The organism is Chryseobacterium sp., from assembly GCF_045629545.1.
GTDB lineage: Bacteria > Bacteroidota > Bacteroidia > Flavobacteriales > Weeksellaceae > Chryseobacterium.
In genome coordinates this window covers 48,516-73,985 of record NZ_JAZQRK010000010.1, presented here as the reverse complement: position 1 = coordinate 73,985, position 25,470 = coordinate 48,516, and the positions used below count along the sequence as shown (strand labels likewise).

The following is a 25,470-nucleotide window of genomic DNA, read 5'->3' as shown; positions in this document are numbered from 1 at the left end:
AAATTACCGTATAAATACGGATGTTTTTGTATTGTAATTAGGTATACCTTTGTAAAAGAAAGAAGATACCCATCGAAGTGATGAAAAAGAATTTATTAAATACTCAGGAAGGACAACATTTGGTTCCCTCAAAGTTGCCTTCAAAAAAGAAAATTCCCTCCAAAAGAGAACGCAGTCCTTTTTTAAGAGCTATCTTCTTAAAGCTTAAAAAAGAAAACGTTGTTTAGACCACAAAAAAAATCCTAATCGTGACGACTAGGATTTTTTTTATAAGTATTGATAATATATTATTTTTTAGAATTGATGTCCATCAACTTCATGAACTCATCTAGTTTTGGCATGATGATAATTTCTGTTCTTCTATTTTCTGCTCTTCCAGAAACACTCATGTTAGTAGCTTTTGGGTTGTATTCTGATCTTCCACCTGCAGTAATTCTTGCTGGATCTACTCCAAACTGACTTTGCAATACTTTTGCGATAGCTGTACCCCTCAATGCTGAAAGATCCCAATTGTCTCTTGGCAAGCTAGACGAATTTAGAGGTGCATTGTCTGTATTTCCTTCTATAAGTACCGAATATTTATCATAGTCGTTGATCACTTTTGCTACTTTCCCTAGTACATCTTGAGCTGCTGGTAAAATATTATAATCGCCTGTTTTGTATAAAAGATTATCTGAAAGTGAAATCATCACAACACCTTTCAACACTTTCACTTGTACATCTTGGTCTGCTACGTTATCCAAAGATCTTTTAAGTTTATTAGATAAAGCTAGATTTAAACTGTCATTTTTTGCATTTGCAGATACTAGTTGCTTGATATAAGAGTTTGAGGCATTAATCTCACTCACCAACTTATCAATGTTTGCGGAACTTTTTCCAGTATTAGATAAACAAGCGTCCAAAGAGGACTTCAATGCATCGTGTTGGCTCTTCAATAAGTTGTTTTCACCTGTTAATGATGAGTTTTGAGACTTTAAGTCTTGTATTTCTCTTTGTCTTTCACCAATATTCTCAATACATTGTTTGTAGTTGCCACTAAGTGCATCATATTGTTTCTGACTTACGCAAGAGGTGATACTCAATACGATGGTAGAAACTGCTAAAATTTTTAAAATCTTCATAAATACTATTTTTTAAGACGGTTTCAAAGTTAATAAAATTCATTTTAATTATAAGGATTATCTTTGTACAAAAGAAATTTTAGGCATTATGCTAGAAAAATCAAACTTTAAGAATCAAATCCAAAAACTCATAAAATCTGTAGAAAACCAAACTTACCTTCTTGCTGTAAGTGGCGGAGCAGACTCTATGGTTTTGGCAACATTATTTCTGGAATGTGGATTGGATTTTCAGGTGGCCCATATCAATTACCACCTGAGAAATGAAGATTCTAATTTGGATCAAAAAGTTGTAGAGGATTTTTGCCAAAAGCATCAAATCCCTATCCACGTATACCATGTGTCGGAGAAGGATAACAAACCCGAAAATTCTATACAATTGTGGGCTAGAGAAATTAGATATCAGTTTTTCAATGAAGTTCAGGAAAAAGAAAATTTAGATTTTCTTGTCACTGCGCATCATCTTAATGATCAGCTAGAGACTTTTATCATAAATCTTTCTAAAGCTTCTGGCATCAGTGGACTCACGGGAATTCCGAGTCATAAAAATTCAATCTTACGTCCGCTTTTAGAATTTAGTAAAAAAGATATTTACGATTTTGCAAAAGAAAATCAGATTGAATTTCGAGAAGATTTATCAAACAAAAAAAATGATTATCTAAGAAATAAAATAAGAAACCAGATCGTTCCGATGCTAATGGAAACGAATGATCACTTTTTAGAAAATTTTAATCAATCTTTATTTTATTTAAATCAAACAAAAACCTTTGTAGACCAAAAAATGGGAGAAATAGAAAAGCAATTGACTATTTCTAATGACCAATATTTAATATTAAACAAAGAAAAATTGGAACAAGAATCTGATTTTGTACAATTTGAAATTCTAAAAAAATATGGTTTTGACAAAGCGGAAGAAATAAAAAAAATATTTACAGCCCAAACAGGAAGTACTTTTTTTGGTAAAGAATATCAAATTTTGGTAAATAGAAACGAATTGATTTTCACGAAGAGCATTATAGATGAAAACTTGGAAGAGGAAATTGTTTTGTGCCAAGAAAATAATCCAAATAAAAACCTCATCGAAATTCGTGTGTCAGACTATATCACGGTTTCCAATGATGTAGACCAAAATATAGAATGGTTTTTTGATGCGGATACTGTTGCTTTTCCGATAAAAGTAAGAAGAAAAATGGAAGGCGATTTTTTCTATCCTATTGGTTTTGGTGGTAAGAAGAAGGTCTCAAAGTATTATAAAGATGAAAAAATGTCTATTTTAGCAAAGCAAAAAACTTGGATCTTGGTAGATGGAAACAATGATGTTTTAGGAATTTTCCCTCTACGACAAGACAAAAGATATGCACGAAATGAGAAGACAAGTAGAATTCTCAAAATTTTTTAATGATAAGTAAAATGAAATTTAAAAACTGGCTTATAGTAATTCTCTTATTTCTATTGACGGGAATTAATGCACAAATAAAAAATCCTGTAAAATTCAAATTCTCGGTGAATGATTTGGGAAACAACCAATATGAAGCAGTACTGAATGCTACTTTGGACACAGGTTGGCACCTCTACTCTAGAGATATCCCAGAAGACACAGGCATCCCTACAGAATACAAAGTTTCTGGAAAAAATATAGAAACAATAGGCAAATTTGAGGAAGTAGGAAAAAAACATAAAGAATTTTCTGAAGCTTTTGGAGGAACAATTGTTTATTATTCTAACGCAGTAGGATTTAAGCAAAAATTTAAATTAAAAGATGCTACAAAACCTAGTGATGTTGTTGCTGAAATTATGTACCAAACGTGTGATGATAGAGTTTGTTTGGCTCCCAACACGCTAGAATTCACCAATAAAATAACTCCAAAAGCAAGCGCAGAAAAGCCTGAAGAAATACTTCCTATTGCCACACAAGACTCTGTAAAAAGTACAGAAACTATTGTTGAAAGTGCTCCAAAAAACGAAATCATTGTCACTGAAGCTTCAAAACTCGATCCTAAAAATCTGAAGATAGAAACTATAGATTTCAAGAAGCCACTTACAAATTGTGGCACTGCTGTGGTAGAAGCATCAGAAAACTACTGGACGTATTTGCTACTAGGTTTCCTTGGTGGACTGATTGCTTTGCTGACGCCGTGCGTTTTCCCAATGATTCCGCTTACAGTTTCTTTCTTTACAAAAGGGGCGAAAGATAAAGCAAAAGGGAAAAGAGATGCCATTGTCTACGGATTTTTCATCCTACTTATTTTTGTACTTATTAGTTTGCCATTCCATATTATAGATGGTATTGCAGGAAACATTTTCAATGATATCTCTACAAGTCCTTGGCTGAATATTGTATTCTTTATCATCTTTATTTTCTTCGCAGGTAGTTTCTTTGGATATTACGACATTACTTTGCCAAGCGCAATTGCCAACAAATCTTCTAAAGCTGAAGAAGCTGGAGGCATTATTGGTATTTTCTTCATGGCACTTACATTGGTTATTGTATCTTTTTCTTGTACAGGACCAATACTAGGAAGTTTACTAGGTAGCGCAGTTACTGGTTCTACCAATGTACCGATGTTACTTACTTTTGCATTAGCAGGTTTTGGTGTGGCTTGGGCAATCGTTTTCGGACTTTTAGCTCTATTCCCACAAGCGTTGCAAAGTTTACCAAAATCTGGTGGTTGGATGAATACTGTGAAGGTAATTCTAGGATTTATAGAATTGGCTTTAGCATTAAAATTCTTATCGAAAGCAGATTTGGTAACCAAAACATTTATGCTAAAAAGAGAACTTTTCATCGCAATTTGGATCATTATTGCAATTGGGTTAACGTTATATTTATTCGGAATTATTAAGTTTCCACATGATGACAAAAAGCCGAAAATCTCCCTTACAAGAAAGATATTTGGAATATTAGGAATTGGTTTTATAGTGTATTTAATTCAAGGATTATTTCCTTCGGATAGACCAAAATTACAACTACTAAGTGGAATTTTGCCACCCGTAAACGTAAGTTATTTCCATGATGAAAAAGATGGAATCTTGGGAATGCATCCAGAGCATGATTTCTTTAAAGCTATTGATTTGGCCAAAAAAGAAAACAAACCCATCTTGATCGATTTTACAGGATATGGCTGCGAAAATTGTAGAAAAATGGAAGAATTTGTTTGGAGCGAACCCGACATTTTGCCAATTTTACAAAACGATGTTGTACTTGCTTCTTTATATGTAGACGACAAAGAAGAATTGCCTGAAGCCGAAAAAACAAAAATTGATATGGGCGAAGGACAAATGAAAAAAGTAAATACTATTGGTGATAGATGGAGCTTGTTTCAGCAAGTTAATTTTAATAATAATTCTCAGCCGCATTACGTGTTAATCATGCCAGATGGAAAGGTTATCAATACACCAGTTTCTGGATATATGCCCAAAGAAGACTTCAAACAGTTCTTAGAATGTGGAGTTAATTATTTTAAAAATAATAAATAACCACAAAGAAATCATAATAGACCTCAACTCCTGCTTACTTGTAAGTGGGAGTTTTTTTTGGTTTAAATTTAAATAAATCATTCAACTCTTGGATGAAGAAAAATCCATAGAAAGAGCTATTTTAATATGCTCTTTTTTTTGTTTAAATTTGAATATAAAAAACAAATTCTCATGAAGAACATAATAGGAATTTTCATCACTGGATTGGTTATTTTTTCTTGTAACAAAAAAACAACAGAAAATACCAACACAAAGTCCAAAGAAGAACTAACCACAGACTCCATCAACGCAGCGCGTAACAAAATAAATGACAGTATAAAAATACTGAACAACAAAAATAGATTCAAGGATTTTGAAGGACAGCATCAGTTCTCACATGAGCTTTTTAAAAAATCTGGAACAGTTTCGTTTAAAAAAATCGGGAGAGATGAATATGAAATTTCTGGTAAAGCACAATCTGGAAATAACGAAATAAGTATAGATGGAACGGGAATTTTTGTTTCTGACAAGCATCTAAACTTCACAGGAAATATTACCCAAAAAATTGGCGAATATGATAACGGCAAACCATATGTAAGAAAAGGAACCAAAACTTTTTTATCTAAAGATGGCGGCAAAACTTGGAGATTGCAAGATATGGTGAATGATTCTGGGTTTATAGATCATATCGATATTAAATTTTAAATTATGCTAAATTTCGAAATAAAAGGTGAAGGAAAAGAAATTCTTGTTCTACTCCATGGTTTCATGGAAAACAATACCATTTGGAATGATATGGAGAAGTTTCTTTCTAAAGATTTCAAATTACTAAAAATTGATCTTCCTGGACATGGCAAATCTGTAACGATTGCTGAGGTACAAACTATGGAATTGATGGCTGGTGAAGTAAAAAAAGTAATTGACGAAAATCATTTTACAAAAATTCATCTTCTTGGGCATTCTATGGGCGGATACGTCTCGCTTGCTTTTGCAGAAGCTTACCCAGAATACCTAAAAAGTATGACGCTATTCTTTTCTTCTTTTCTGATAGATGATGAAGAAAAAAAACAGCAACGCATCAAAAGTTATCGCATTATAAAAGATGCTTTCGGACATTATGCAAGAGCTGGCGTTCCCAATTTATTTAATCCAAATGAAAAAGAATTTCTAAAAGATAAAATAGATACAGCATTAGAAATTGCTTTATCTACTAACAATCTTGGTGCTTTGGCTTCGGTGAAAGGTATGGTGGAAAGAACTGACAAAACTTCTATTCTAAATAATTTGGACGCAAAAATTTTGGTAATCGCTGGTAAACACGACAATGCTGTAAAAACCGATTTGGTGCTTCAAAATCTTCCCGATAGACCGAATATTAAATCTTATGTTTTGGATTGTGGACACAATGGACATTGGGAAAAACCAAGCATTTGTGCAGAAATCATCAATACAGAATTATTGCAGAACATAGTTTAGGCTTCAAAATTTTAAAAAACAATGATGAAAAAAATATATTTTGCAATTCTACTTCTATCTTTAGTAAGTTGTAAAAAAGAAACCACAGAAAATACAGCAAAACCTAATGACTCTATAGCTATAGAAAAGAAAGTAGATACAGTAGCTGTGCTCACCAAGCCAGAAATCTATCACTTAACCACAGAGTTATGCAACAAAAAAGGCGAATACAACCCAGCACTTTATAGCAAAGAAGAACTAGACGGAACTTACAAAATTTGGTCTGGACGAAGTGGAATATCAGTAGACTCTCCGTTTGTAAATGATCTTGGAGATTTGGAAGAAATACGTCGTGATAATGCAAAAATTTTAGCAAAATTAGACGAAGATTTTGCGAAGTCTAAAAGAACATTAGAAAATTTAAAGGTTGTAAACATCCCTTATTGGCAAGATTATAAAAAAATTACAGCTATAACGCTTCAGCAGGATTACGAAAAAAGTAGAACTCAAGTAGAAAGCTATATCAATCCATCAGTCTTATTATCGAGTAAAATAGGAAGCAAGTGTACAAATTTTGCAAAAGCGCTGAACGGAACTGATGATGAAATAAAAGCAGAATGGAGAAAATTGGGCGAGGCAATGAGCAAAAAAAACACCGATCCAAGCAGAGTATTGAATGATCTAGAAAACCGCATAAATTCTTCTCATTGGAAAGAATATGCGACTATATATCTTACTACTTTTGGATGGGGAAATTGCGCTAATGGCTCTATTACGAGAGTGTCACAAGATGAAAATATGGAAAAGGAATTCGAAAAATTATTCATAAAACTAGAGGAAGAATGTGATGAACCTTAGTAAGTTCATCATTTTTTTGTAATTTAATCGCTACTAAATTACTTAATGAATTTATTCAATTTCAAAAAAAAGAAACCCATCATCGGGCTTACCCTTTCTGGCGGCGGAATGCGTGGGATTGCACACATTGCAGTTCTAAAAGCTTTGGAAGAATACAATCTGAAACCCGATATCATATCAGGCACAAGCGCGGGTTCTATTGTTGCAGCTTTTTATGCTCTAGGCAAAACACCAGATGAAATGATGCAGATTGTAAGAGAAACTACTTTCTTCTCTCGAAGTTATTTTAAAATTTCTAAAAACGGAATATTCAGTCCCAAATTAATTACTCAATTGTTGACTAGTCATTTTCCCGAAAACAATTTTAATAGTCTAAAAACACCAATTTATATAGCCGCTACAGAACTAACTCATGGTATAGTTGAATTTTTTTCTGAGGGCGAATTATTTACACCATTGCTTGCCTCTTCTAGCGTTCCCTTCGTGTTGCCTCCCGTAAAATGGAATGGTAAAATATATGTAGATGGTGGCGTTCTAGACAATCTTCCAATAGAACCTATTATAGACCGTTGCGATTTCCTTATTGGCTCACACGTCAATTCTATAAGCTATGATGAACTCAATAACATGAACGTTATGAAAGAGTTTGACAGAATATTACACCTTGCAACTGCCAAATCCGTTTATTCTAAGATGAAATCTTGCGATATTTTCTTAGATCCTCCAAAAATGACTAAGTTTAGCTTATTCAATAAAAAATATTTTGACGAAATGTTCAATGAAGTGTATGCTTACTCTTGTAATGCCTTGGAAGAAGCTGGTCAAAAAAAAATATAACTTTGTCCTGCTCAAGAGTTAAGGACAAAGTTATAGTATTAATTAATTGAGATCGAAAAAAAATGTTATAAGTTTTCGGATGCTATTTTTTCTTTAAAAATTTCTAGAGTTTCCATCAACGGGTCATTAGATTTTCCACCTGCAGCATTGATGTGTCCACCACCCTGGAAGTATTTTCTAGAAAATTGGTTTACATCTACATCATCTTTACTTCTGAATGAAATTTTAATAAAATCTTCATATAAATCTTCCATGAAAAAAGCCGACATTCTCACGCCTGCAATGCTCAAACCATAATTCACAAAACCTTCTGTATCCCCTTTTTGGAAACCATATTCTTGCAATTCTTTCCTTGTAAGGTACATTACTGCAACTTTACCATCATTCACTACTTCTATTCTGCCTAATATCAGCGCAAGAAGTCGCATACGAGAGATGGTATTGGTATCCCAAGTATTAGAAGTGATAATAGAAGGATCTGCTCCATTTTCTATAAGATGAGCGACAATTCTGTGTGTAGTTGCACTGGTAGAACGGAATCTGAAACCTCCAGTATCCGTCATGATTCCTGTGTACAAGCAATCTGCAATGTCCTTATTTACCAAACCTTCATCGCCCATTGCTTCTATAAAATGATATATCATTTGGCAAGTTGCAGGGATAATGGTATCAGAATATACATAATCAAAGTTTTCTGGCTGTTGATGGTGATCAATCAGTATTTTTTTTGCTTTAGCCTTTGTCAACCATTCGCCCAAAATACCAATTCTTGATGGAGAGTTAAAATCCAGACAAAAGATAACATCTGCCTCTCTAATGAGATCTGATGCTACTTTTCTTTTGTATTCTCCAATGACACATTTTTTGGCATCTGGCATCCACTTTAGAAATTTCGGAAAATCATTCGGAGTTAATACATCTGCTTCTATTCCTTTGGCACGTAGATAATGCTTCAATCCCAAAGTAGAACCAATAGCATCACCATCTGGATTATAATGAGTAAGAATAACAATTTTATTCTCCGGAGTAAGAAGTGCTTTAATTTCTAAAAGTTCAGCAGGTGTAAACATGGAATTTTTCTTTAAAATTTAGTTACCAAAGATAAAGTTTTTATAAGCATGATTTTTCAAAACTTTTCTGCTAATTACAAATTCATCCTTTGCTATAAGTAAACTGCCTGAATATTATTATGATAAATGGAAATATTAATTCTAATAATTTTTACAATAATATTTGTACTTAATAAAAATATACATATATTTGCAACCTGAAAATTAATAGATAATTACGACTAAAATATATAGTAATGAGTAAAAGAACGTTCCAACCATCAGAGAGAAAGAAAAGAAACAAGCACGGTTTCAGAGAAAGAATGTCTACACCAAACGGTAGAAGAATTTTAGCAGCAAGAAGAGCTAAAGGTAGAAAATCTATTTCTATCAGTTCTGTACGTGCTAAGAGATAATTCTTGGATTATCATATACAAACCATGCTTGAGAAGTTATTTTTCAAGCATTTTTTGTTGTTAAAATTTCCTAATTTTTAGGTTTATTACGCTTCTTTTTATACTTTTAGATTCTGAAATGCTGATTTCGGAAACAGCCTCTAAACATTAAATTTATGCCACACTCAAATATAAGCGGAGACAATATTATCAATTTGCAAAACGCTAAAATAACGCAGAAAAACTTTACCGTACTTACTGACGTTAATCTTAACATCAAGAAAGGAAGATTTTGTTACCTTATCGGGAAAACAGGGTCTGGTAAAAGTTCTCTACTGAAAACATTATACGGGCATATTCCTTTGGTGGCAGGAAAAGGTGAAGTGGTGGGTTTTGATTTGTCTAAACTAAAAGCTTCCGACGTACCCAACTTAAGAAGAAAATTAGGAATCGTTTTCCAAGATTTTCAATTATTACCAGATAGAACGGTAGAAAAAAATCTAAAATTTGTATTGGAAGCAACCGGATGGAGCGACAAGACAAAAATGGACGATCGTATCAACGAGGTTTTATCTAGCGTAAATATGAAAGGCAAAAAGCACAAGATGCCTCACGAACTTTCTGGTGGAGAACAACAGCGTATTGCTATTGCAAGAGCGCTCCTAAACCACCCTTCTCTAATCCTTGCAGATGAGCCTACAGGAAATCTAGATCCTGAAACTTCCAATGAAATCATGACTTTGCTAAAGCAAGTGGCATCCGATAACGGCGCTGCAGTAGTAATGGCAACCCATGATTATCATATGATACAAAATTTTCCTGGAGAAGCAATAAGATGCGAAGATGGTAAAGTCTCTGTATTGGATACTGCAGAATTATTTGAATAAAATATTACGATCTAAAAACGTGAAACTCCTTTGTGAGTTCTATATAAGCGTCCGAGTATTGTCTCGGACTTTTTTCTATAATAAACTCTAGTTCTTGAACTTCGGATTCCTTTAAAGCAAATTCTAAAACAAGTCTCTTTACTTTTGAATTTTCTATTCCAAAAATATTTATTTTTCTTTTCAAAAAAAAGTGATTTGATGTTGCAATTTCAATGAAAATAGTTCCTATTTCTGCAGGAATAATTACTGAAAGAACACCTTCATCCGAAAGTAACTTTGAAGATGTAGAAATAAGCTGTTCAAAATTAAGTTCAACAGTTTGACGCGCAATTTTATCTTTATTTGAGGTAGATTCTTCAAAATAAGGTGGATTAGAAACTATTAAATCAAATTTATCATTCGTTTCAAAAGATTTAAAATCACCCAAAATCGCTTCCAATCTATCACCAAAAGGAGAATGCTCAAAGTTATTTTTAGTTAAAGAAAAGGCAGCTTCCTGTATATCCAGCCCCCAAATTTTTGCGCTGTGATGTCTTTGTGCCAACATCAGAGAGATCAAACCAGTTCCTGTACCTACTTCCAAGATATTTTTAGCATGGTGAATGTTGGCAAAAGCTCCAAGCAAAACACCATCTGTTCCTACTCGAAATACTTCTTTAGATTGTTGTATATCAAATTGTTTAAATTTAAAAGGCTTCACTATAAATTGGTTGGTAATGTTATGGTAAAAGTGGAACCTTTCCCGATTTCAGATTTTACAGAGATCTGACCTTTATAATCTTCAATCATTTTTCTTACCATGGATAATCCTAGACCCATCCCACTTGTTTTTGAAGTGAAATTGGGTTCAAATATTTTATCAATTAACGAATCTGAAATACCTGTTCCATTATCCTGAACGGAAATGATTACCCTTCTGTAATGCTGTTCTATATCTACATTCACCATCATCTGACGTTCTGGGCTTTCAGCCTGTTTGGCATTGGTTACGAGATTGGTAATAATTCTAGATAAATAGATACGATCTATATTGATCATAATATTAGATTTATTGGAATGTACAAATATATTATCATCATTGAAAACCCTTAAAATATCGTCTATTTCTGAATTTAAATTAATAATCTCATTAGTTTTCTCTGGTAGTTTGGCAAATTCAGAGAAGGCTGAAGCTACTGTAGCAATAAGATCAATCTGATCTACCATCGTTTTTGTTAGTTTCTTCACCTTATCATTGATATCAGGAGCTTGGGCATCAAATTTTCTTTCGAAATTCTGTATCGTAAGTTTCATTGGTGTTAATGGATTCTTCACTTCATGTGCTACCTGCTTTGCCATCTCTCGCCACGCTTCTTCAGAGGCTTTGAAGGTAAGCCTTTCTTTCTGATCTTGTATCTGCAAAATCATTCTATTATAAGCTCTCGCCAAAGCATTCAATTCATCATTCTTATAATATTTGATGGGTTTCATTTCGTTTTCAAACAGGGTAATTCTGGTAATCATATCAGAAAACTTGGTAATATTGGTAGCCAATCTATTTGAGATCACCCAACTTAGCCAAACACTCAGGAAAATCAAGACAAAATCTACCATCAAGATATACATCACATACTGATGCAGAACATCAAGGTAAGCAGATTCATTATGATACAATGGAATATAGACAATTCCTATGGGTTCCCAAACGTTATTTTTGAGCAGCAAATAAGAAGACGTGAACACGGCATCCTTATTGGCATCATACCCTCGAATATCATATCTTGCTCCATCAGCCAATATTTTATTCACAATATTAATGGGAACTTTCTTTTGCTCTACCAGATTTTTATCTTTATTAGACAGCAAATAGTCACCACGCAAATCGTAGATAATAACATCATGCTGATTGACATCAGCAATTTCGAAAATTTTATTTTTTAGAAGTTCTGGGAGGTCTTCGGTTTCAACAATAGACAAACTTACGGCATAATCTAGATACCGTATGACTGCGTTTGTTTTCTCTTGCATTTCAATTTTACTTTGCTCGAGTGCATTTTTTCTCAAAACAAAATAAGGCACCAGAGAAGAAGCGGCGACACTTAAAAGACAAACCAAAAGGAAACCGAAAAATACACGGTTCCTGAGACTATATCCTTTATATTTAGTAAACGGCATTCTGTTTTTTAATTAATTTAGCTAGGTATTTACCAATAATATCAAATTCCAAATTCACGGTATCACCTATCTGAAGCGTATTCATATTCGTAAATTCCCATGTGTAGGGTATTATTGCCACAGAAAACTGAAAATCGTCGCTTTTAGCTACCGTAAGACTTATTCCATTCAACGTAATAGAACCTTGAGGCACCGTTACGAAATCTCCATTAGAATCATATTTTACAGTAACAAAATAGCTGCCATCTTTGTTCTCGATGTCAATTATTTCTCCCGTTTTATCCACATGCCCTTGTACAATATGTCCGTCTAGCCTTCCATTCATGATCATGCAACGCTCCAAGTTTACTATGCTACCTATCTTCCAATGGCCAAGATTAGTTTTCACCAAAGTTTCATCTATAGCAGTTACCACATAATTATTATCCATAATCTCCACTACAGTAAGGCAACATCCATTATGTGCCAAGCTTTGATCTATTTTTAGTTCTTGCGTAAAAGGGCAGCTTAAAGTAAAATTGATATTGCTACCTATTCTTTCCAATTTTTCTACAACACCTACTGCTTCAATAATTCCTGTGAACATATTTTTTTGCTAAATTTGTAAAATTATAATCCTCAAAGATAATCAAAATGAGCCCAAAAAACCATAAAGTACGAGTAGGAATTTCAATTGGCGACTTCAACGGCATTGGACCAGAAATCATCATGAAATCTCTGAAAGACAAAACGATTACAGATTTTTTTACACCTATCATTTTTGGCTCGGGCAAACTATTTACTTATCAAAAAAATATATTTAAACTCAATCTTAATTTTAATTATATTACAGAAGCATCTCAGGCACAAAATGGAAAGCTGAATATGCTTAATTTGGTGAAAGACAATGTAATTGTAGAACTAGGTAAACCTACGGAGGAGTCTACAAGAATGGCGATAGATTCTTTAGAAGCAGCTACCGAAGCTTTGATAAAGGGCGATATAGATGTTTTGGTAACCGCACCCATTAATAAAGATGAAATGATGAAAATGGGTTTCAAACACGCTGGACACACAGGATATTTGGAAGAAAAATTCAATAAAAAAGGATTAATGTTTTTGGTGACCGAAGAATTAAAAGTTGCCGTATCTACGCATCATATCCCATTATCTCAAGTAGCTGAAAACATTTCTAAAGATAAATTAAAAAGGCAAATAAGAGCATTAAATCAAACTTTGATAGAGGATTTTGCCATTTCTAAACCCAAAATTGCCGTTTTAGGTTTAAACCCTCACTCGGGTGATGGTGGAGTGATTGGCAAAGAGGAGATAGAAATTATTTCTCCCGCCATTCTAGAATTATCAAATAGCGGAATTTTGGCATTTGGTCCGTTTCCAGCAGACAGCTTTTTCCAACCCAATAAATACAAAAACTTTGATGCAGTAGTAGCCATGTATCACGATCAAGGTTTGGCACCATTTAAAACCATTGCTTATGAGAAAGGCGTGAATTATACGGCAGCACTACCCTTCATCAGAACTTCACCAGATCATGGGGTAGCCTATGATATTGCAGGAAAAAATATAGCAGATGAACAAAGCTTTTCGGAAGCAATCTTTACTGCCGTGAAAATTTTTAAAAATAGAAATGATTATCATGATTTGATGACCAATAGGATGCAGCCCAAAAGAATGCCATCTGACATCGGAGTAGATGAAGATCTCCCAATGGAAAGAGAAATATAGAGGTCTAAACAAATTAATATGAATTTGTTATAAGTTTTATTTGTAATATTAAAAAAAATGCATATTTTTGCACACTCATTTTATGGACAAACTAAGAAATTACGAGGTAAGCTTTTCTGGGTTAAATAACGGGAAACACGAGTTCAAGTTTGAGATAGAAAAAGCGTTCTTTCAATTATTTGACACTGAGCAAGAATTTACAAATTCGAAGATTGAAGCTGCTGTTTTTTTAGAAAAACACACTACATTCTTAGAATTTGTTATCAAAATCAAGGGGACTATAGATTTGGTCTGTGATCTTACCAATGATGATTTCGTTCATCCTATAGAAAATGAAATTAAAGTATTGGTGAAATTTGGCGAAGAATACGATGACAGCGAAGAAGATGTTATCACTATCCCAGCCAAAGATCACGCATTCAATATTGCACAATTGGTGTATGAAAGTGTTGTTCTTTCTGTACCGATGAAAAAAGTATCTCCTACTATCAGCGATGAGGATTTAAAAATCCTAAATCAGTTCAGCCCAGAAATAGAAGAACAACAAGATGAAGAAAAAGAGCCTGAAAGTGACCCACGTTGGGACGCTCTAAGAAAATTAAAAGATAAAAATTAAGATAATTATAATATGATGAGATGATGAAAGATCTCATCGCTCATCAAATTAAAAAAGTTATTACAAAATGGCACATCCAAAAAGAAGACAGTCGTCAACAAGAAGAGATAAGAGAAGAACTCATTACAAAGCAGTACTTCCTCAATTAGCAAAAGATGCTACAACAGGAGAGCTTCACCTATACCACAGAGCTCACTGGCATGAAGGAAAACTATACTACAGAGGAAAAGTAGTATTAGAAAAAACAACAGCTGAAGCTGGAGAAGAAAACTAAGAGTAAAATTTTATAAAACTCTATTTCAATACAAAAACCACTCATTTTTAATAAAAATGAGTGGTTTTTTGTTGCTTTTTAGGTTTTTTTGGTATCTTTGAGGCAAAATCAAATATCAAATTTATGGACATTAAAGACATACAAAATCTTATAAAATTTGTTTCTAAAGCAGAAGTATCAGAAGTAAAATATAAGACTAAAGATTTCGAAATTACAATCAAAACTCCTCTAGGAGGTAATGAGATAAGCTATGTTCAGCAGCCAGGAATGTACCAATCTGCTCCACAACAAGTTGCAGCGCCAGCTCCAGCAGTTCCAGTAGCATCTACTGAGAAAGCAGAGGCATCATCTGATGACAGCAAATACGTGACTATAAAATCTCCAATGATCGGAACTTTCTACAGAAAGCCATCTCCAGATAAAGATGTTTTCGTAAACGTAGGGGACGAAGTTTCTAATGGAAAAACGGTTTGTGTAATTGAAGCTATGAAATTATTCAACCAAATAGAATCTGAAGTTAGCGGGAAAATTGTAAAAATCTTAGTAGATGATGCAACTCCTGTGGAATACGACCAACCTTTATTCTTAGTAGACCCATCTTAAATAGAAATTAGATGTTAGACAATAGATGTTAGATTAAACTCTACAATCCAATAACATTTTATATTTTTCAAATTATCTAATTCTCAAACTAAAAAAGATGTTCAAAAAAATATTAATAGCCAACCGTGGCGAGATTGCAATGCGTATACTTCGTACTTGCAAAGAAATGGGGATAAAAACTGTAGCAGTATATTCAACTGCAGACAAAGACAGTCTTCATGTAAGATTTGCAGATGAAGCGGTATGCATCGGCCCACCGATGAGTAAAGATTCTTACCTAAAGATCTCAAACATCATTGCAGCTGCAGAGATTACCAATGCAGACGCTATCCACCCAGGATATGGTTTCTTATCTGAAAACGCCAACTTCTCTAGAATTTGCGAAAAGAACGGAATCAAATTCATTGGGGCTAGCCCAGAGCACATCGAAAAGATGGGAGACAAAGCCAATGCTAAAGCGACCATGAAAGCGGCTGGTGTACCTTGTGTACCTGGTTCTGACGGACTTATTGCCTCTTACGAAGATGCGCTGAAGACAGCTGAAGAAACAGGATATCCTGTGATGATAAAAGCTACCGCTGGTGGTGGTGGAAAAGGAATGAGAGCAGTTTGGAAAGCTGAAGACCTTAAAGATCTTTGGGAATCTGCCATCCAAGAAGCAGTTGCAGCCTTCGGAAATGGAGGAATGTATATGGAAAAACTAATTGAGGAGCCAAGACACATTGAAATTCAGGTGGCTGGTGATCAATTCGGTAAAGCATGTCACCTTTCAGAAAGAGATTGCTCTGTACAAAGAAGAAACCAAAAACTAACGGAAGAAACTCCTTCTCCTTTCATGACGGATGAACTTCGTGAGAAAATGGGTGAAGCTGCTGTAAAAGCGGCAGAATTCATTGGATACGAAGGGGTAGGAACGATAGAATTCTTGGTAGACAAGCACAGAAACTTCTACTTTATGGAGATGAATACAAGAATACAAGTAGAACACCCAATCACAGAGCAGGTAGTAGATTACGATCTTATCCGTGAGCAGATTTTATTAGCTTCTGGTACTCCAATCTCAGGAATCAACTATTATCCAAAATTACACTCTATAGAATGTAGAATCAATGCTGAAGATCCATACGCAGACTTTAGACCTTCTCCAGGGAAAATTACAGGACTTAATATTCCTGGTGGGCACGGAATCAGAGTAGATACTCACGTTTATTCTGGATACACCATTCCATCTAACTACGATTCTATGATTGCAAAACTAATCACGACGGCACAAACTCGTGAAGAAGCCATTGCAAAAATGAAGCGTGCATTAGAAGAATTTTATGTAGAAGGAGTGAAAACTACTATTCCTTTCCACAGACAATTGATGGAAGATGAAGCTTATCTTTCTGGAAACTACACTACAAAATTCATGGAAGATTTTGTAATGGACAAAAAATACGATAATCATTAATTTAATTTCCAATATAAGAAAACCACCTTCACAAGAGGTGGTTTTTTGTTTTTATACTATTGGGTTGCTAGGTTCTTCCTCGCCCGAAGGCGTATTGTAGAGCACATAGTCGTTATACTTTGCTACATCACTGGTTTCCCAAATATCTTGTGCCGTTTGGGTATATTTCATCAAAAGTGCATAGATAGCATTGCCCTCTTCTACCCTGTCTTCTTGCAAAATATCTCTTTCGCCAATCTTTAGTTTCTGGTTGATAAGTAAATTATTAAAATCATCATTCAGCTGAGTGATAGTCTCCAAATGTGCATTAGTAAGCCCCTCTTCCGAAAGGTTGGCAAGATTGGTAGTGCCCACACGCACCACTCTTTTTGCGGTCACCAAGAGTTCGGCATCACTTTGTTTGCTCAATCCATCCGTTCCGTAGTTGGCATATCGCGCACTTGTATCGCCGTATTTTTGTGCCACTCGCGTCATTACACTGCGTATTGCAGTTCTTAGTTCTTCAGCTTTAGCGTCTTTTTGTTCGGTGATTTGCACTTGCTCGTTGGAAGATTCTATATCCGTAACGAGATCGGAAAATTGGGAAATTTTTGTTTCTAAATCTAAAAATTTAGCCTCATTCAATCCAAAAGATAGAAATGCCTCCAGATCTCTTCGCATAAAAGCTATTTTCTCATTTCCTACCTCTATTAATCTTGCATCGGAAAAATTGTACAGCCTAGTAACTTCATTTTTTTTCATAATAATATGTTTTATGATTATCTTAACAAATGTAAAAATTTAAACCATACTATTTAATTATCTTTTAAAAATTAACAATTATTCATAATTAAATTAAAAAATATTGCCCGAATTATCTTCTCATTCTTTATAAGATGTAAAGTAGATGGCAGAAGTATTAACGCAGCAGTCCGAAGCATCAAATCCTTACTCCGAAGCTTTAAATCCTTACTCCGAAGCTCTAAATCCGCACTCCGAAGCTCTAAATCCGTACTCCGAATCCTCCGGGAGGGCATCTCAAGTGCTTCTGAATGGGAATTTTAACATTTTAAGCAAAAATTCAAATAATCGGATGAAAATTGGTGCAATTTTTATTTAATCCATCGAATTACGGAGGTAGAAATTAGCATGAGTGAACTTGTAAAATGGAATTTTAAACATCAATCATTTGCGTTTTTCACCCCAATATCTATTTATTATTAGAAATCAATTTGAACAAACAGTTATTATAATCTACCTAATTTTTAAATTTAAATAAAAACCAACTTCTAATAAAAGTTTGAGTAGGTAAACAATCTGTATAGAAAAGTAAATGCGTTGTCACTAGAGGGTAAGCGCCAAATTATTCTTATTTTTGTTTAAATGTAAATTATCCACATATGAAAGATTCTCAATATTATATAGATTTAGAAAACCAATACGGTGCGCACAATTATCACCCACTTCCTGTGGTTTTGGACAAAGGCGAAGGCGTTTTCGTTTGGGATGTTGAAGGCAAAAAGTACTTTGACTTTTTATCCGCTTATTCTGCGGTAAACCAAGGGCATTCTCATCCAAAAATCGTTGATGCATTGGTGAATCAGGCTAAAAAATTGGCGCTTACCTCTAGAGCTTTTTACAATTCTAATTTGGGAGAATACGAGAAAAAAATTACGACTCTTTTTGGTTTTGATAAAGTGTTACCTATGAATTCGGGTGCTGAAGCTGTAGAAACTGCCGTGAAATTGGCTAGAAAATGGAGTTATGAAGTGAAAGGTATTGCGGAGAATGCAGCTAAGATTATTGTTTGCGAAAATAACTTTCATGGGAGAACTACTACAATTGTGTCTTTCTCTAATGATCCAGATGCCAACAAAAATTACGGTCCTTTCACGCCAGGATTTGTGAAAATTCCTTACAACGATTTGCAGGCTTTAGAAACAGCTTTAGAACAAGATGCTGCAAACATTGCTGCCTTCTTGGTAGAGCCTATACAAGGGGAAGCGGGCGTATATGTACCCGATGAAAATTACCTAAAAAAAGCTTCCGAATTGTGTAAAAAACACAACGTTTTATTCATTGCTGATGAGGTTCAAACGGGTATCGCAAGAACAGGGAAATTAATAGCGTGTCACCACGAAAATGTACAACCCGATATTCTTATCTTGGGTAAAGCGCTTTCTGGAGGAATGTATCCTGTATCTGCAGTTTTGGCGAATGATGAAATCATGAATGTGATAAAACCAGGTCAACACGGTTCTACTTTTGGAGGAAACCCTATTGCATGCGCAGTTGCCATTGCTGCTTTGGATGTTGTGGCAGAAGAAAAACTATCCGAAAGAGCAGAAACTTTAGGACAATTATTCCGTGCTGAAATTGAAAAACTAATAGAAAAAACAGATTTACTTTCTAGTGTAAGAGGAAAAGGATTGCTCAATGCGATTCTCATCAACGATACACCCGAGAGTACTACCGCTTGGGAATTGTGTTTAGCTTTAAAAGAAAACGGACTGTTGGCGAAACCTACACACGGAAACATTATTCGTTTGGCTCCACCATTGGTGATTACAGAAGCGCAATTAATAGATTGTGTACAGATTATCGAAAAAACGGTATTGGCTTTTGTTAAATAATTAAATCCAAAAAAAAACAACAATAATTATAACACTCTGCATCAGGGTGTTATTTTTTTAGGCGAAAATAATTTAAACATACATTTAACTTTTTCGTATTTTATGCATCGAATAATACTCAGAAATATAAAATGCTATGGAGAATGCGAAAATAAGTGCCTTACTAATTGTGTATAATGAAGAAAAAAATATCACAGAAGCCCTAGAATCGGTTTCTTTTGCAGATGAAATTATCGTTTTAGATTCTTTCAGTACCGATGCAACTATCGAAATTATAAAAACCCAATTTCCACAAGTAAAACTTTACCAAAACAAGTTTGAAGATTTTACCAAGCAAAGAAATTTGTGTTTAAGCTATGCGACCCACGAATGGATTTTATTTTTGGACGCTGATGAAAGAATAACGCCAAAATTGAAATCGGAAATCATTAAGGAAATCAATCAGCCAACAGCGAAAGATGTGTATTTTTTTAAAAGGAAATTCTATTTTAAAGGGGAACGCGTGAATTTTTCGGGAACTCAAAACGATACAAATGTAAGATTGTTCCGAAAATCGGTAGGGAAATATGATGAAAATAAGCGCGTACACGAAGGACTTACCAATGTGAAAAATGCAGGCACACTACAGCATTTCCTACTCCATTACTCTTTTGATTCTTATGAATCTTATTACAACAAAGTTTTGCATTACGCCCAACTAAAGGCAAAGGATCTGAAAGAAAAACAAGTCTCTTATCAATTTTTAAAGCAAATAAGCAAAGCAGGGTTCAATTTTTTCAAAATGTACATTCTTAAATTGGGTATTTTGGATGGTAAAAACGGACTTACTTTATCTTACCTAAGCGCGCTAAGTTCCTATAAAACATACGAATACCTGAAGCAAGAATGGACGTAAGTCTTTAATTTATTTTTAATTTTCGAATCTCAAAATAAAGTTTATTTTTGTAGCAGTTACACAAATGAGTATGAAGCTTTCTGCAGCAATAATAACCTTTAATGAAGAAAGAATTTTGGAAAGAACTCTCCGTTCTATCCACGATTTGGTGGATGAAATTATCATTGTAGATAGTTTTTCAACGGATAAAACCAAAGAAATTTGTTCGCAATTTTCTAAAGTACACTTTATCGAAAGAAAATTTGATGGTTTTGGCAAGCAAAAAAACTTTGCCATTACCCAATGCAATGCGCCTTGGATTTTATTTTTGGATGCTGATGAAATACCCGATGCAGAAGCTTTAGAATCTATAAACAAAGTGGTTACCAATCCACAATCTACTTTTTCTGTGTACCAAATTCAATTCAACAATATATTTTTGGGGAAAATCTTGAAATATGGAGGTTGGGGAAATCTGAAAAGAGAAAGACTTTTCAAAAAAGGATTTGCCCAATATTCTGAAGATATAGTTCACGAAGAATTTTTGACTAAAGAGAGAAAAGGCTTGCTACAAGGCCGCATCAATCATTATACCTACAAAGATATCTATCATCATATAGAAAAATCCAACAAATACACTTCTATGATGGCGGATAAAATGCATGCAAGAGGCAAAAAATCTAGTGTTTTTAAAATAGTAATAAGTCCGAGATTTCAGTTTTTCAAATCTTACTTTTTGCGTTTCGGGTTTCTAGATGGTTTGGTGGGTTACTATGCTGCAAAAACGGCTGCTTTCTATACTTTTTTAAAGTATAAAAAATTGTACGAAAAACATAATTCTTAATATATGCTGATCGGAATTTTAAAAAACGCTTTAGGTATTTCTAAAAATAAAAGCGTAAAAATATTGATGTACCATCATGTAATGCCGAAGAATGTTTGCAATACAGATAATCTTTATGTAACACTAGAAAATCTAGATCAACAATTTTCTCACATTAAGGAACACTACACAACAGTATTTTTTAGAGATTTAGAAAACAATAAAGGAATAGAAAACAAACTTATCATTACGTTTGATGATGGATATTTTGATAATTTGGAATATCTAATTCCATTGCTGAAAAAGCATCAACTAAAAGCTACGCTCTTCATTCCGACCCATTTGATTAAAGAAAATGAAAGGGAGGAAGAAAAAAAATTCATGAATTTTGAGGAGATCAAAAGTCTACCTTCAGATTGTATTGAAATCGCTTTGCACAGTCATACACACCGTAATTTATCCGAAATTTCTATTGAAGAGGCAGAAAAAGATCTTCTTGATAACATGAAATTTTTAGAACAAAATCAGATACAATTTACCAAAGTGCTTGCTTATCCTTACGGTAGATTCCCAAGAAAACAGCCAGAAAAGAAAATATTTTTTCAGATGTTAGAGAAAATAGGCATTCAATCTGCGCTGAGAATTGGCAATACATTAGAATCTTATCCTTGGAAAAACAAATACGAAATCAACCGTATTGATATACAATATAAAGATGATTTCTCTAGATTCAAATGGAAACTAAGATTAGGAAAACTAAAACTTTAGGCTAAAATTTCTTGGTATAATTTTTCATAAGATTCTGCCATTTTTTCATGTCCAAACTGCAATGCACGTTGTTTTAGACGAGTTTCATACTCAAATTTGTTTTGATTAAATGCTGACATTCCGTTTTGATAAGTTTCTTTTAAACCATTTGAAGAAAAATCTGGAAAGTAAAACGCTACGTCGCCACCAATCTCTGGCAAACTTGTAAAAGTGCTTAGGAAAATAGGTTTCCCGAAATACATTGCTTCTACGGGAGGAATGCCGAAACCTTCTGCTAATGATGGATGCGCGTAAGATTCGCAATTTTGAAGAAGAAAAAATTTCTCATTCTGATTAGCGTTTTCTACTATGTGAACTCTTTTTTCTAAACCTAATTCTTTAACTTTTGCTAAAAATTGATCTTTGTAATCAGATTTAGAAGAAGCGGAAACGAGCACCAAATCTCGATCAGTTTGTTGAATTAAATCCAATAAAACCATCTGGTTTTTCTTTGAAAATAAAACTCCAATTGACAAAATGTATTTCTTGTCTATAAATTCATATTTCTGCTCAGAAGTAAACTTTTTTGTTTCGGGAAAAATTAATCCGTTATGAATTACTTCTATTTTCACATTCTCTTTTAACTGGAAAAGGTGTTTATTTTTTATAAAATCGTCTTTCACAAATTGAGAAATACAAACAATGGCATCTGCATTTCCTATATTTTTCTGTACTAAACGCTTACTTTTCTGCATTTTTTGGGGAGAACTGTGATCGTGAAGGAAATTTAAATCGTGAAGAGTAACAATTTTTTTCTGACCATTTTTTACTTGATGAAAATAATCTGATAGTTGATGCGTCACATGAACTAGAGCAAATTTGCTAAGATTAATGGGAAATATTTTTTGCCAAATCTTCCATTCAACTTGCTGAAAACCAAATGTTGAAGGTGGCATATTTACAGTTGGACCATAGAAAGTGTAGGAAAAAGCATTGAAATCTTTGTCTAATCCTTTCATCAAAGCGAAACAAACATTGGCAATGCCCGACTTCGGGTATTTTAATCTTTCTACATCTATAAGTATTTCCTTTTTCATTGAAATGTAAGCTTTTGTTCAAAAATATACATTTAAACATTAAAATCTTTATTTTTGTTCCATGAAAATTTGTTTAATAAGTTTTGATTTCTGGCATTACGACGAATACATCGTGCATAAACTGAAAGAGAAAGGCATTGAAGCGACCCATATTAATATTGGTGCATTTACGCACAAAAACAATAAAGAAAGGCTAAAGAACACTTTTAGTAAAGTATTTCTAGGTAAAAACCTAAAGCATGCAAAGAGACAAAATTTCATTATAGAATCTCTGAAAAAGATTGGAAGACAAGATCAAATCTTAGTCATCAATCCGGAGTCTATAGAAGAGCGCGTACATGTAGAAATAAGGAAGCATACGGATAGAAATATGGCTTATCTATACGATAGTATGTCTAGAAATCCGGCGGAGCATATTCTGCACTTTTTTGATACTGTTTTTTCTTTTGAGGATGAAGATGTGAAGAAATTTGGATTCGAAAAAATAACCAATTACAACTATCTTGCGCATTGTCCAGCCGATAAACAGAATCCGAAATTAGACTTGTTTTACATTACTTCTCATGACAAAAACAGGATTAATAGATTGAATCTTCTTATTACCCAATTGGCAGATTTAAAAATAAAATTTGAAGTTATTATCGCAGGAAAAAAAGGTTGGAAAAATAAATTATCCCAACTTATAGATCCAAAAAATGCAACGATATTAAAATTTAAAAGAAAAAACATTTGCCATACTCAACTTCCGAAATATTATAAAAACTCTAAAGTGATATTGGATTTAATGAGGGAAAACCAAACTGGTCTGAGTTTTAGAATTTTTGAAGCAATGGCTTTGGAGAAGAAGATTATTACCGATAATGAAGAAATAAAAAAGAAAGATTTTTATAACCCAAACAATATTTTGGTTTTAAATGAGGATTTCAGCAATATTGAAAGATCATTTTTTGAAACAGGATATGAAAAGTTACCTGAAGACATTTATCAAAAATATACGCTAGACAATTGGGTAAATACTGTTTTTAAACTAGAAAAATAAATGAAGATTTCTGTAGCGCTTTGCACGTACAATGGGGAAAAATATTTGAAAGATCAGTTAGATTCTATTTTGCAACAAACTTGTGATGTGGACGAAATTGTAGTTTGCGATGATGGCTCTAGTGATAAAACAATTGCTATTTTACAAGGATATTTCAATAATTATCCATTAATATTTAAAATTCACAAAAACGAAATTAATCTGAGAAGTGTAAAAAACTTCGAGAAAGCTATTACACTTTGTACTGGAGATATTATTTTTTTGAGTGATCAAGATGATGTTTGGGAACAGAATAAAGTAGAAACGATGGTAGATTACTTTAATACTCATTCTGATATCCAAGCACTATTTACAAACGGATTTATTATTAATGAAAACAATAAAGCCATCGAAACCTATACCGTTTGGGATGCACCGAAATTCATGGAGGAAAAGGGAAATCGGGTAGATCATTATAAAATACTTACGCACCTAGGAAATTACGCTACTGGTGCTTCTATGGCTTTTAAAAAGCAGTTGAAAAAACAAATATTGCCTTTTCCCATCATTGAGAATTTTCATCATGACGTATGGATTGCTATTGTTGCTGCCAAAAACAAAGCCTTGGGCTATATCCCTACTCCATTATTCTCTTATCGTTGTCACCAAAACCAGCAAGTTGGTGGGATATTTTATGCTAAAAATGAAAGTGGAAAGACAGCAATTTTACGCAAATACGATACCGAGAGAGTGCTAGCAACATTTAAGGATTTCAAAACTCAGTACAGAAGTTATCGTGACAAAGAAAATAAATTTTCTAATTACCTACAAAATCACACACAACCTATACTTTCTGAAATTCTAGAAAGTTTGAAAATATCTAAGAAAACATTAGAAAAGAAAACTAAAGAAAAAAATCTACTTTTTTACTTATTTTTTAAATATTTGTATTGATATGACGCAGCAGATCCTCATCGTTATGCATAATTATGCAGAAATCCCAGCTCAGATAAAGAAGAATCTAGACTTTTTGGGTTATAAAAATGTAGATTTCATGTTTTATAGCCAAGAAAAATTTAGGTATAAAAATGGGATCGATCGTTTGCAGAATATTTGGAGAAAAACATTCTTACGAGATAAAACATTTAAAGAAAAACTTAGGTTAGAGTTTATAGAAAATACATTGCTAGAGAAAGCTCGCAAGCTAAAACATTACGACAGAATTATTGTGATGAATACTGATTTTTTTTCTGATGAATTTCTAACTATTCTAAAAACTAAAACCTCAAAATTGGTAGGAAATCATTGGGATTGGAACTAATATGGCTATCAGAAAGGATTTTATTGCAGATGTAGTACCTCTTCCTCATAAACACTTTCGCCATGACTATTGGATAGCCTTACATGCTATTTTTATTA

27 protein-coding genes are annotated in these 25,470 nt (G+C 33.6%); 20 read left to right on the top strand and 7 right to left on the bottom strand.

From position 1 onward, the window contains the following. Positions 1 to 287: 287 nt before the first annotated feature. Positions 288 to 1,121: an OmpA family protein gene (locus ACKI42_RS02225; RefSeq protein WP_407402005.1), complete on the bottom strand. Its 834-nt coding sequence runs from the start codon at positions 1,119 to 1,121 to the stop codon at positions 288 to 290. An 88-nt stretch (positions 1,122 to 1,209) separates the two neighbouring features. On the opposite strand from ACKI42_RS02225, the gene tilS reads away from it, so the two are divergent. The 6 genes from tilS (at position 1,210) to ACKI42_RS02195 (ending at position 7,724) form a co-directional block, all read left to right on the top strand. After that, positions 1,210 to 2,517, top strand: coding sequence for a tRNA lysidine(34) synthetase TilS (tilS, locus tag ACKI42_RS02220; protein ID WP_407402003.1), 1,308 nt, complete (start codon positions 1,210 to 1,212; stop codon positions 2,515 to 2,517). Positions 2,518 to 2,528: 11 nt separating this feature from the next. Next, the gene (locus ACKI42_RS02215) at positions 2,529 to 4,595 is read left to right on the top strand and encodes a cytochrome c biogenesis protein CcdA (RefSeq protein ID WP_407402001.1); all 2,067 of its coding nucleotides are present in this window, start codon (positions 2,529 to 2,531) and stop codon (positions 4,593 to 4,595) included. A 171-nt stretch (positions 4,596 to 4,766) separates the two neighbouring features. Further along, positions 4,767 to 5,279, top strand: coding sequence for a hypothetical protein (locus ACKI42_RS02210; RefSeq protein ID WP_407401999.1), 513 nt, complete (start codon positions 4,767 to 4,769; stop codon positions 5,277 to 5,279). 3 nt (positions 5,280 to 5,282) lie between these two features. Further along, positions 5,283 to 6,050, top strand: coding sequence for an alpha/beta fold hydrolase (locus tag ACKI42_RS02205; protein ID WP_407401997.1), 768 nt, complete (start codon positions 5,283 to 5,285; stop codon positions 6,048 to 6,050). Positions 6,051 to 6,071: 21 nt separating this feature from the next. Further along, positions 6,072 to 6,887, top strand: coding sequence for a hypothetical protein (locus ACKI42_RS02200; RefSeq protein ID WP_407401995.1), 816 nt, complete (start codon positions 6,072 to 6,074; stop codon positions 6,885 to 6,887). A 45-nt stretch (positions 6,888 to 6,932) separates the two neighbouring features. After that, positions 6,933 to 7,724 carry a patatin-like phospholipase family protein gene (locus tag ACKI42_RS02195; RefSeq protein ID WP_407401993.1) on the top strand — a complete coding sequence of 264 codons (792 nt, stop codon included), beginning with the start codon at positions 6,933 to 6,935 and terminating at the stop codon, positions 7,722 to 7,724. A gap of 65 nt (positions 7,725 to 7,789) precedes the next feature. On the opposite strand, the gene ACKI42_RS02190 is transcribed toward ACKI42_RS02195, so the two are convergent. Further along, entirely contained in the window at positions 7,790 to 8,794 is a 1,005-nt protein-coding gene (locus ACKI42_RS02190; protein WP_407401991.1) for a DHH family phosphoesterase, read from the bottom strand. Positions 8,795 to 9,030: 236 nt separating this feature from the next. On the opposite strand from ACKI42_RS02190, the gene rpmH reads away from it, so the two are divergent. Together rpmH and ACKI42_RS02180 are read left to right on the top strand one after the other, a co-directional pair. Further along, entirely contained in the window at positions 9,031 to 9,189 is a 159-nt protein-coding gene (gene rpmH, locus ACKI42_RS02185) for a 50S ribosomal protein L34 (RefSeq protein ID WP_407401989.1), read from the top strand. Between the two features lie 155 nt (positions 9,190 to 9,344). Further along, positions 9,345 to 10,055 carry a cell division ATP-binding protein FtsE gene (locus ACKI42_RS02180; protein ID WP_407401987.1) on the top strand — a complete coding sequence of 237 codons (711 nt, stop codon included), beginning with the start codon at positions 9,345 to 9,347 and terminating at the stop codon, positions 10,053 to 10,055. Positions 10,056 to 10,059: 4 nt separating this feature from the next. Here ACKI42_RS02180 and ACKI42_RS02175 read toward each other — a convergent pair whose 3' ends face one another. From ACKI42_RS02175 to ACKI42_RS02165, 3 genes are read right to left on the bottom strand one after another with little or no spacing between them, the layout of a single operon-like run. Then, positions 10,060 to 10,755 carry a tRNA1(Val) (adenine(37)-N6)-methyltransferase gene (locus ACKI42_RS02175; protein WP_407401985.1) on the bottom strand — a complete coding sequence of 232 codons (696 nt, stop codon included), beginning with the start codon at positions 10,753 to 10,755 and terminating at the stop codon, positions 10,060 to 10,062. Continuing rightward, a complete protein-coding gene (locus ACKI42_RS02170) occupies positions 10,755 to 12,209 on the bottom strand; it encodes a sensor histidine kinase (RefSeq protein ID WP_407401983.1) in 1,455 nt (484 codons plus the stop codon). The genes ACKI42_RS02175 and ACKI42_RS02170 overlap by 1 nt, the downstream gene beginning before the upstream one ends. Further along, entirely contained in the window at positions 12,196 to 12,795 is a 600-nt protein-coding gene (locus tag ACKI42_RS02165; protein ID WP_407401981.1) for a riboflavin synthase, read from the bottom strand. The genes ACKI42_RS02170 and ACKI42_RS02165 overlap by 14 nt, the downstream gene beginning before the upstream one ends. Positions 12,796 to 12,842: 47 nt before the next feature. On the opposite strand from ACKI42_RS02165, the gene pdxA reads away from it, so the two are divergent. The 5 genes from pdxA to accC all read left to right on the top strand — a co-directional run bounded on the left by pdxA (position 12,843) and on the right by accC (position 16,880). After that, the gene (pdxA, locus tag ACKI42_RS02160) at positions 12,843 to 13,934 is read left to right on the top strand and encodes a 4-hydroxythreonine-4-phosphate dehydrogenase PdxA (RefSeq protein WP_407401979.1); all 1,092 of its coding nucleotides are present in this window, start codon (positions 12,843 to 12,845) and stop codon (positions 13,932 to 13,934) included. 82 nt (positions 13,935 to 14,016) lie between these two features. Further along, positions 14,017 to 14,550, top strand: coding sequence for a YceD family protein (locus tag ACKI42_RS02155; protein WP_407401977.1), 534 nt, complete (start codon positions 14,017 to 14,019; stop codon positions 14,548 to 14,550). 67 nt (positions 14,551 to 14,617) lie between these two features. Further along, positions 14,618 to 14,824, top strand: coding sequence for a 50S ribosomal protein L32 (gene rpmF, locus ACKI42_RS02150; RefSeq protein ID WP_407401975.1), 207 nt, complete (start codon positions 14,618 to 14,620; stop codon positions 14,822 to 14,824). A 123-nt stretch (positions 14,825 to 14,947) separates the two neighbouring features. Further along, positions 14,948 to 15,427, top strand: coding sequence for an acetyl-CoA carboxylase biotin carboxyl carrier protein (gene accB / locus ACKI42_RS02145; RefSeq protein WP_407401973.1), 480 nt, complete (start codon positions 14,948 to 14,950; stop codon positions 15,425 to 15,427). 97 nt (positions 15,428 to 15,524) lie between these two features. After that, positions 15,525 to 16,880 (top strand): acetyl-CoA carboxylase biotin carboxylase subunit, encoded by a 1,356-nt coding sequence (gene accC / locus ACKI42_RS02140; RefSeq protein WP_407401971.1) that lies wholly within the window; start codon positions 15,525 to 15,527, stop codon positions 16,878 to 16,880. A 51-nt stretch (positions 16,881 to 16,931) separates the two neighbouring features. Here the strand turns inward: accC and ACKI42_RS02135 are convergent, their stop codons facing one another. Continuing rightward, positions 16,932 to 17,621 (bottom strand): hypothetical protein, encoded by a 690-nt coding sequence (locus ACKI42_RS02135; protein ID WP_407401969.1) that lies wholly within the window; start codon positions 17,619 to 17,621, stop codon positions 16,932 to 16,934. A 638-nt stretch (positions 17,622 to 18,259) separates the two neighbouring features. Between ACKI42_RS02135 and rocD the strand changes: the two genes are divergently transcribed. From rocD to ACKI42_RS02115, 4 genes are all read left to right on the top strand, one after another. After that, positions 18,260 to 19,492 (top strand): ornithine--oxo-acid transaminase, encoded by a 1,233-nt coding sequence (gene rocD, locus ACKI42_RS02130; RefSeq protein ID WP_407401967.1) that lies wholly within the window; start codon positions 18,260 to 18,262, stop codon positions 19,490 to 19,492. 136 nt (positions 19,493 to 19,628) lie between these two features. Then, the gene (locus tag ACKI42_RS02125) at positions 19,629 to 20,387 is read left to right on the top strand and encodes a glycosyltransferase family 2 protein (protein ID WP_407401965.1); all 759 of its coding nucleotides are present in this window, start codon (positions 19,629 to 19,631) and stop codon (positions 20,385 to 20,387) included. Between the two features lie 70 nt (positions 20,388 to 20,457). After that, entirely contained in the window at positions 20,458 to 21,210 is a 753-nt protein-coding gene (locus tag ACKI42_RS02120; protein WP_407401963.1) for a glycosyltransferase family 2 protein, read from the top strand. Between the two features lie 3 nt (positions 21,211 to 21,213). After that, the gene (locus ACKI42_RS02115; RefSeq protein ID WP_407401961.1) at positions 21,214 to 21,957 is read left to right on the top strand and encodes a polysaccharide deacetylase family protein; all 744 of its coding nucleotides are present in this window, start codon (positions 21,214 to 21,216) and stop codon (positions 21,955 to 21,957) included. Here ACKI42_RS02115 and ACKI42_RS02110 read toward each other — a convergent pair. Further along, a complete protein-coding gene (locus ACKI42_RS02110; RefSeq protein ID WP_407401959.1) occupies positions 21,954 to 23,033 on the bottom strand; it encodes a glycosyltransferase family 4 protein in 1,080 nt (359 codons plus the stop codon). The genes ACKI42_RS02115 and ACKI42_RS02110 overlap by 4 nt on opposite strands. Positions 23,034 to 23,094: 61 nt before the next feature. Here ACKI42_RS02110 and ACKI42_RS02105 point away from each other — a divergent pair, with 61 nt between their 5' ends. From ACKI42_RS02105 to ACKI42_RS02095, 3 genes are read left to right on the top strand one after another with little or no spacing between them, the layout of a single operon-like run. Continuing rightward, positions 23,095 to 24,072, top strand: a complete 978-nt coding sequence (locus ACKI42_RS02105; RefSeq protein WP_407401957.1) for a hypothetical protein — start codon at positions 23,095 to 23,097, stop codon at positions 24,070 to 24,072. Further along, the gene (locus ACKI42_RS02100; RefSeq protein WP_407401955.1) at positions 24,073 to 25,005 is read left to right on the top strand and encodes a glycosyltransferase family 2 protein; all 933 of its coding nucleotides are present in this window, start codon (positions 24,073 to 24,075) and stop codon (positions 25,003 to 25,005) included. It begins immediately after the preceding gene. 1 nt (position 25,006) lies between these two features. Further along, positions 25,007 to 25,372, top strand: coding sequence for a hypothetical protein (locus tag ACKI42_RS02095; RefSeq protein ID WP_407401953.1), 366 nt, complete (start codon positions 25,007 to 25,009; stop codon positions 25,370 to 25,372). Positions 25,373 to 25,470: the final 98 nt, after the last annotated feature.

Coding starts and splice junctions, on each gene's coding strand:
- accB (WP_407401973.1), top strand. CDS start 14,948: ATGGACATTAAAGACATACAAAATCTTATAAAATTTGTTTCTAAAGCA.
- ACKI42_RS02210 (WP_407401999.1), top strand. CDS start 4,767: ATGAAGAACATAATAGGAATTTTCATCACTGGATTGGTTATTTTTTCT.
- rocD (WP_407401967.1), top strand. CDS start 18,260: ATGAAAGATTCTCAATATTATATAGATTTAGAAAACCAATACGGTGCG.
- rpmF (WP_407401975.1), top strand. CDS start 14,618: ATGGCACATCCAAAAAGAAGACAGTCGTCAACAAGAAGAGATAAGAGA.
- ACKI42_RS02225 (WP_407402005.1), bottom strand. CDS start 1,121: ATGAAGATTTTAAAAATTTTAGCAGTTTCTACCATCGTATTGAGTATC.
- ACKI42_RS02215 (WP_407402001.1), top strand. CDS start 2,529: ATGAAATTTAAAAACTGGCTTATAGTAATTCTCTTATTTCTATTGACG.
- ACKI42_RS02095 (WP_407401953.1), top strand. CDS start 25,007: ATGACGCAGCAGATCCTCATCGTTATGCATAATTATGCAGAAATCCCA.
- rpmH (WP_407401989.1), top strand. CDS start 9,031: ATGAGTAAAAGAACGTTCCAACCATCAGAGAGAAAGAAAAGAAACAAG.
- ACKI42_RS02165 (WP_407401981.1), bottom strand. CDS start 12,795: ATGTTCACAGGAATTATTGAAGCAGTAGGTGTTGTAGAAAAATTGGAA.
- ACKI42_RS02100 (WP_407401955.1), top strand. CDS start 24,073: ATGAAGATTTCTGTAGCGCTTTGCACGTACAATGGGGAAAAATATTTG.
- pdxA (WP_407401979.1), top strand. CDS start 12,843: ATGAGCCCAAAAAACCATAAAGTACGAGTAGGAATTTCAATTGGCGAC.
- ACKI42_RS02200 (WP_407401995.1), top strand. CDS start 6,072: ATGATGAAAAAAATATATTTTGCAATTCTACTTCTATCTTTAGTAAGT.
- ACKI42_RS02105 (WP_407401957.1), top strand. CDS start 23,095: ATGAAAATTTGTTTAATAAGTTTTGATTTCTGGCATTACGACGAATAC.
- ACKI42_RS02125 (WP_407401965.1), top strand. CDS start 19,629: ATGGAGAATGCGAAAATAAGTGCCTTACTAATTGTGTATAATGAAGAA.
- ACKI42_RS02155 (WP_407401977.1), top strand. CDS start 14,017: ATGGACAAACTAAGAAATTACGAGGTAAGCTTTTCTGGGTTAAATAAC.
- ACKI42_RS02115 (WP_407401961.1), top strand. CDS start 21,214: ATGCTGATCGGAATTTTAAAAAACGCTTTAGGTATTTCTAAAAATAAA.
- ACKI42_RS02190 (WP_407401991.1), bottom strand. CDS start 8,794: ATGTTTACACCTGCTGAACTTTTAGAAATTAAAGCACTTCTTACTCCG.
- ACKI42_RS02170 (WP_407401983.1), bottom strand. CDS start 12,209: ATGCCGTTTACTAAATATAAAGGATATAGTCTCAGGAACCGTGTATTT.
- ACKI42_RS02135 (WP_407401969.1), bottom strand. CDS start 17,621: ATGAAAAAAAATGAAGTTACTAGGCTGTACAATTTTTCCGATGCAAGA.
- accC (WP_407401971.1), top strand. CDS start 15,525: ATGTTCAAAAAAATATTAATAGCCAACCGTGGCGAGATTGCAATGCGT.
- tilS (WP_407402003.1), top strand. CDS start 1,210: ATGCTAGAAAAATCAAACTTTAAGAATCAAATCCAAAAACTCATAAAA.
- ACKI42_RS02120 (WP_407401963.1), top strand. CDS start 20,458: ATGAAGCTTTCTGCAGCAATAATAACCTTTAATGAAGAAAGAATTTTG.
- ACKI42_RS02180 (WP_407401987.1), top strand. CDS start 9,345: ATGCCACACTCAAATATAAGCGGAGACAATATTATCAATTTGCAAAAC.
- ACKI42_RS02205 (WP_407401997.1), top strand. CDS start 5,283: ATGCTAAATTTCGAAATAAAAGGTGAAGGAAAAGAAATTCTTGTTCTA.
- ACKI42_RS02110 (WP_407401959.1), bottom strand. CDS start 23,033: ATGAAAAAGGAAATACTTATAGATGTAGAAAGATTAAAATACCCGAAG.
- ACKI42_RS02195 (WP_407401993.1), top strand. CDS start 6,933: ATGAATTTATTCAATTTCAAAAAAAAGAAACCCATCATCGGGCTTACC.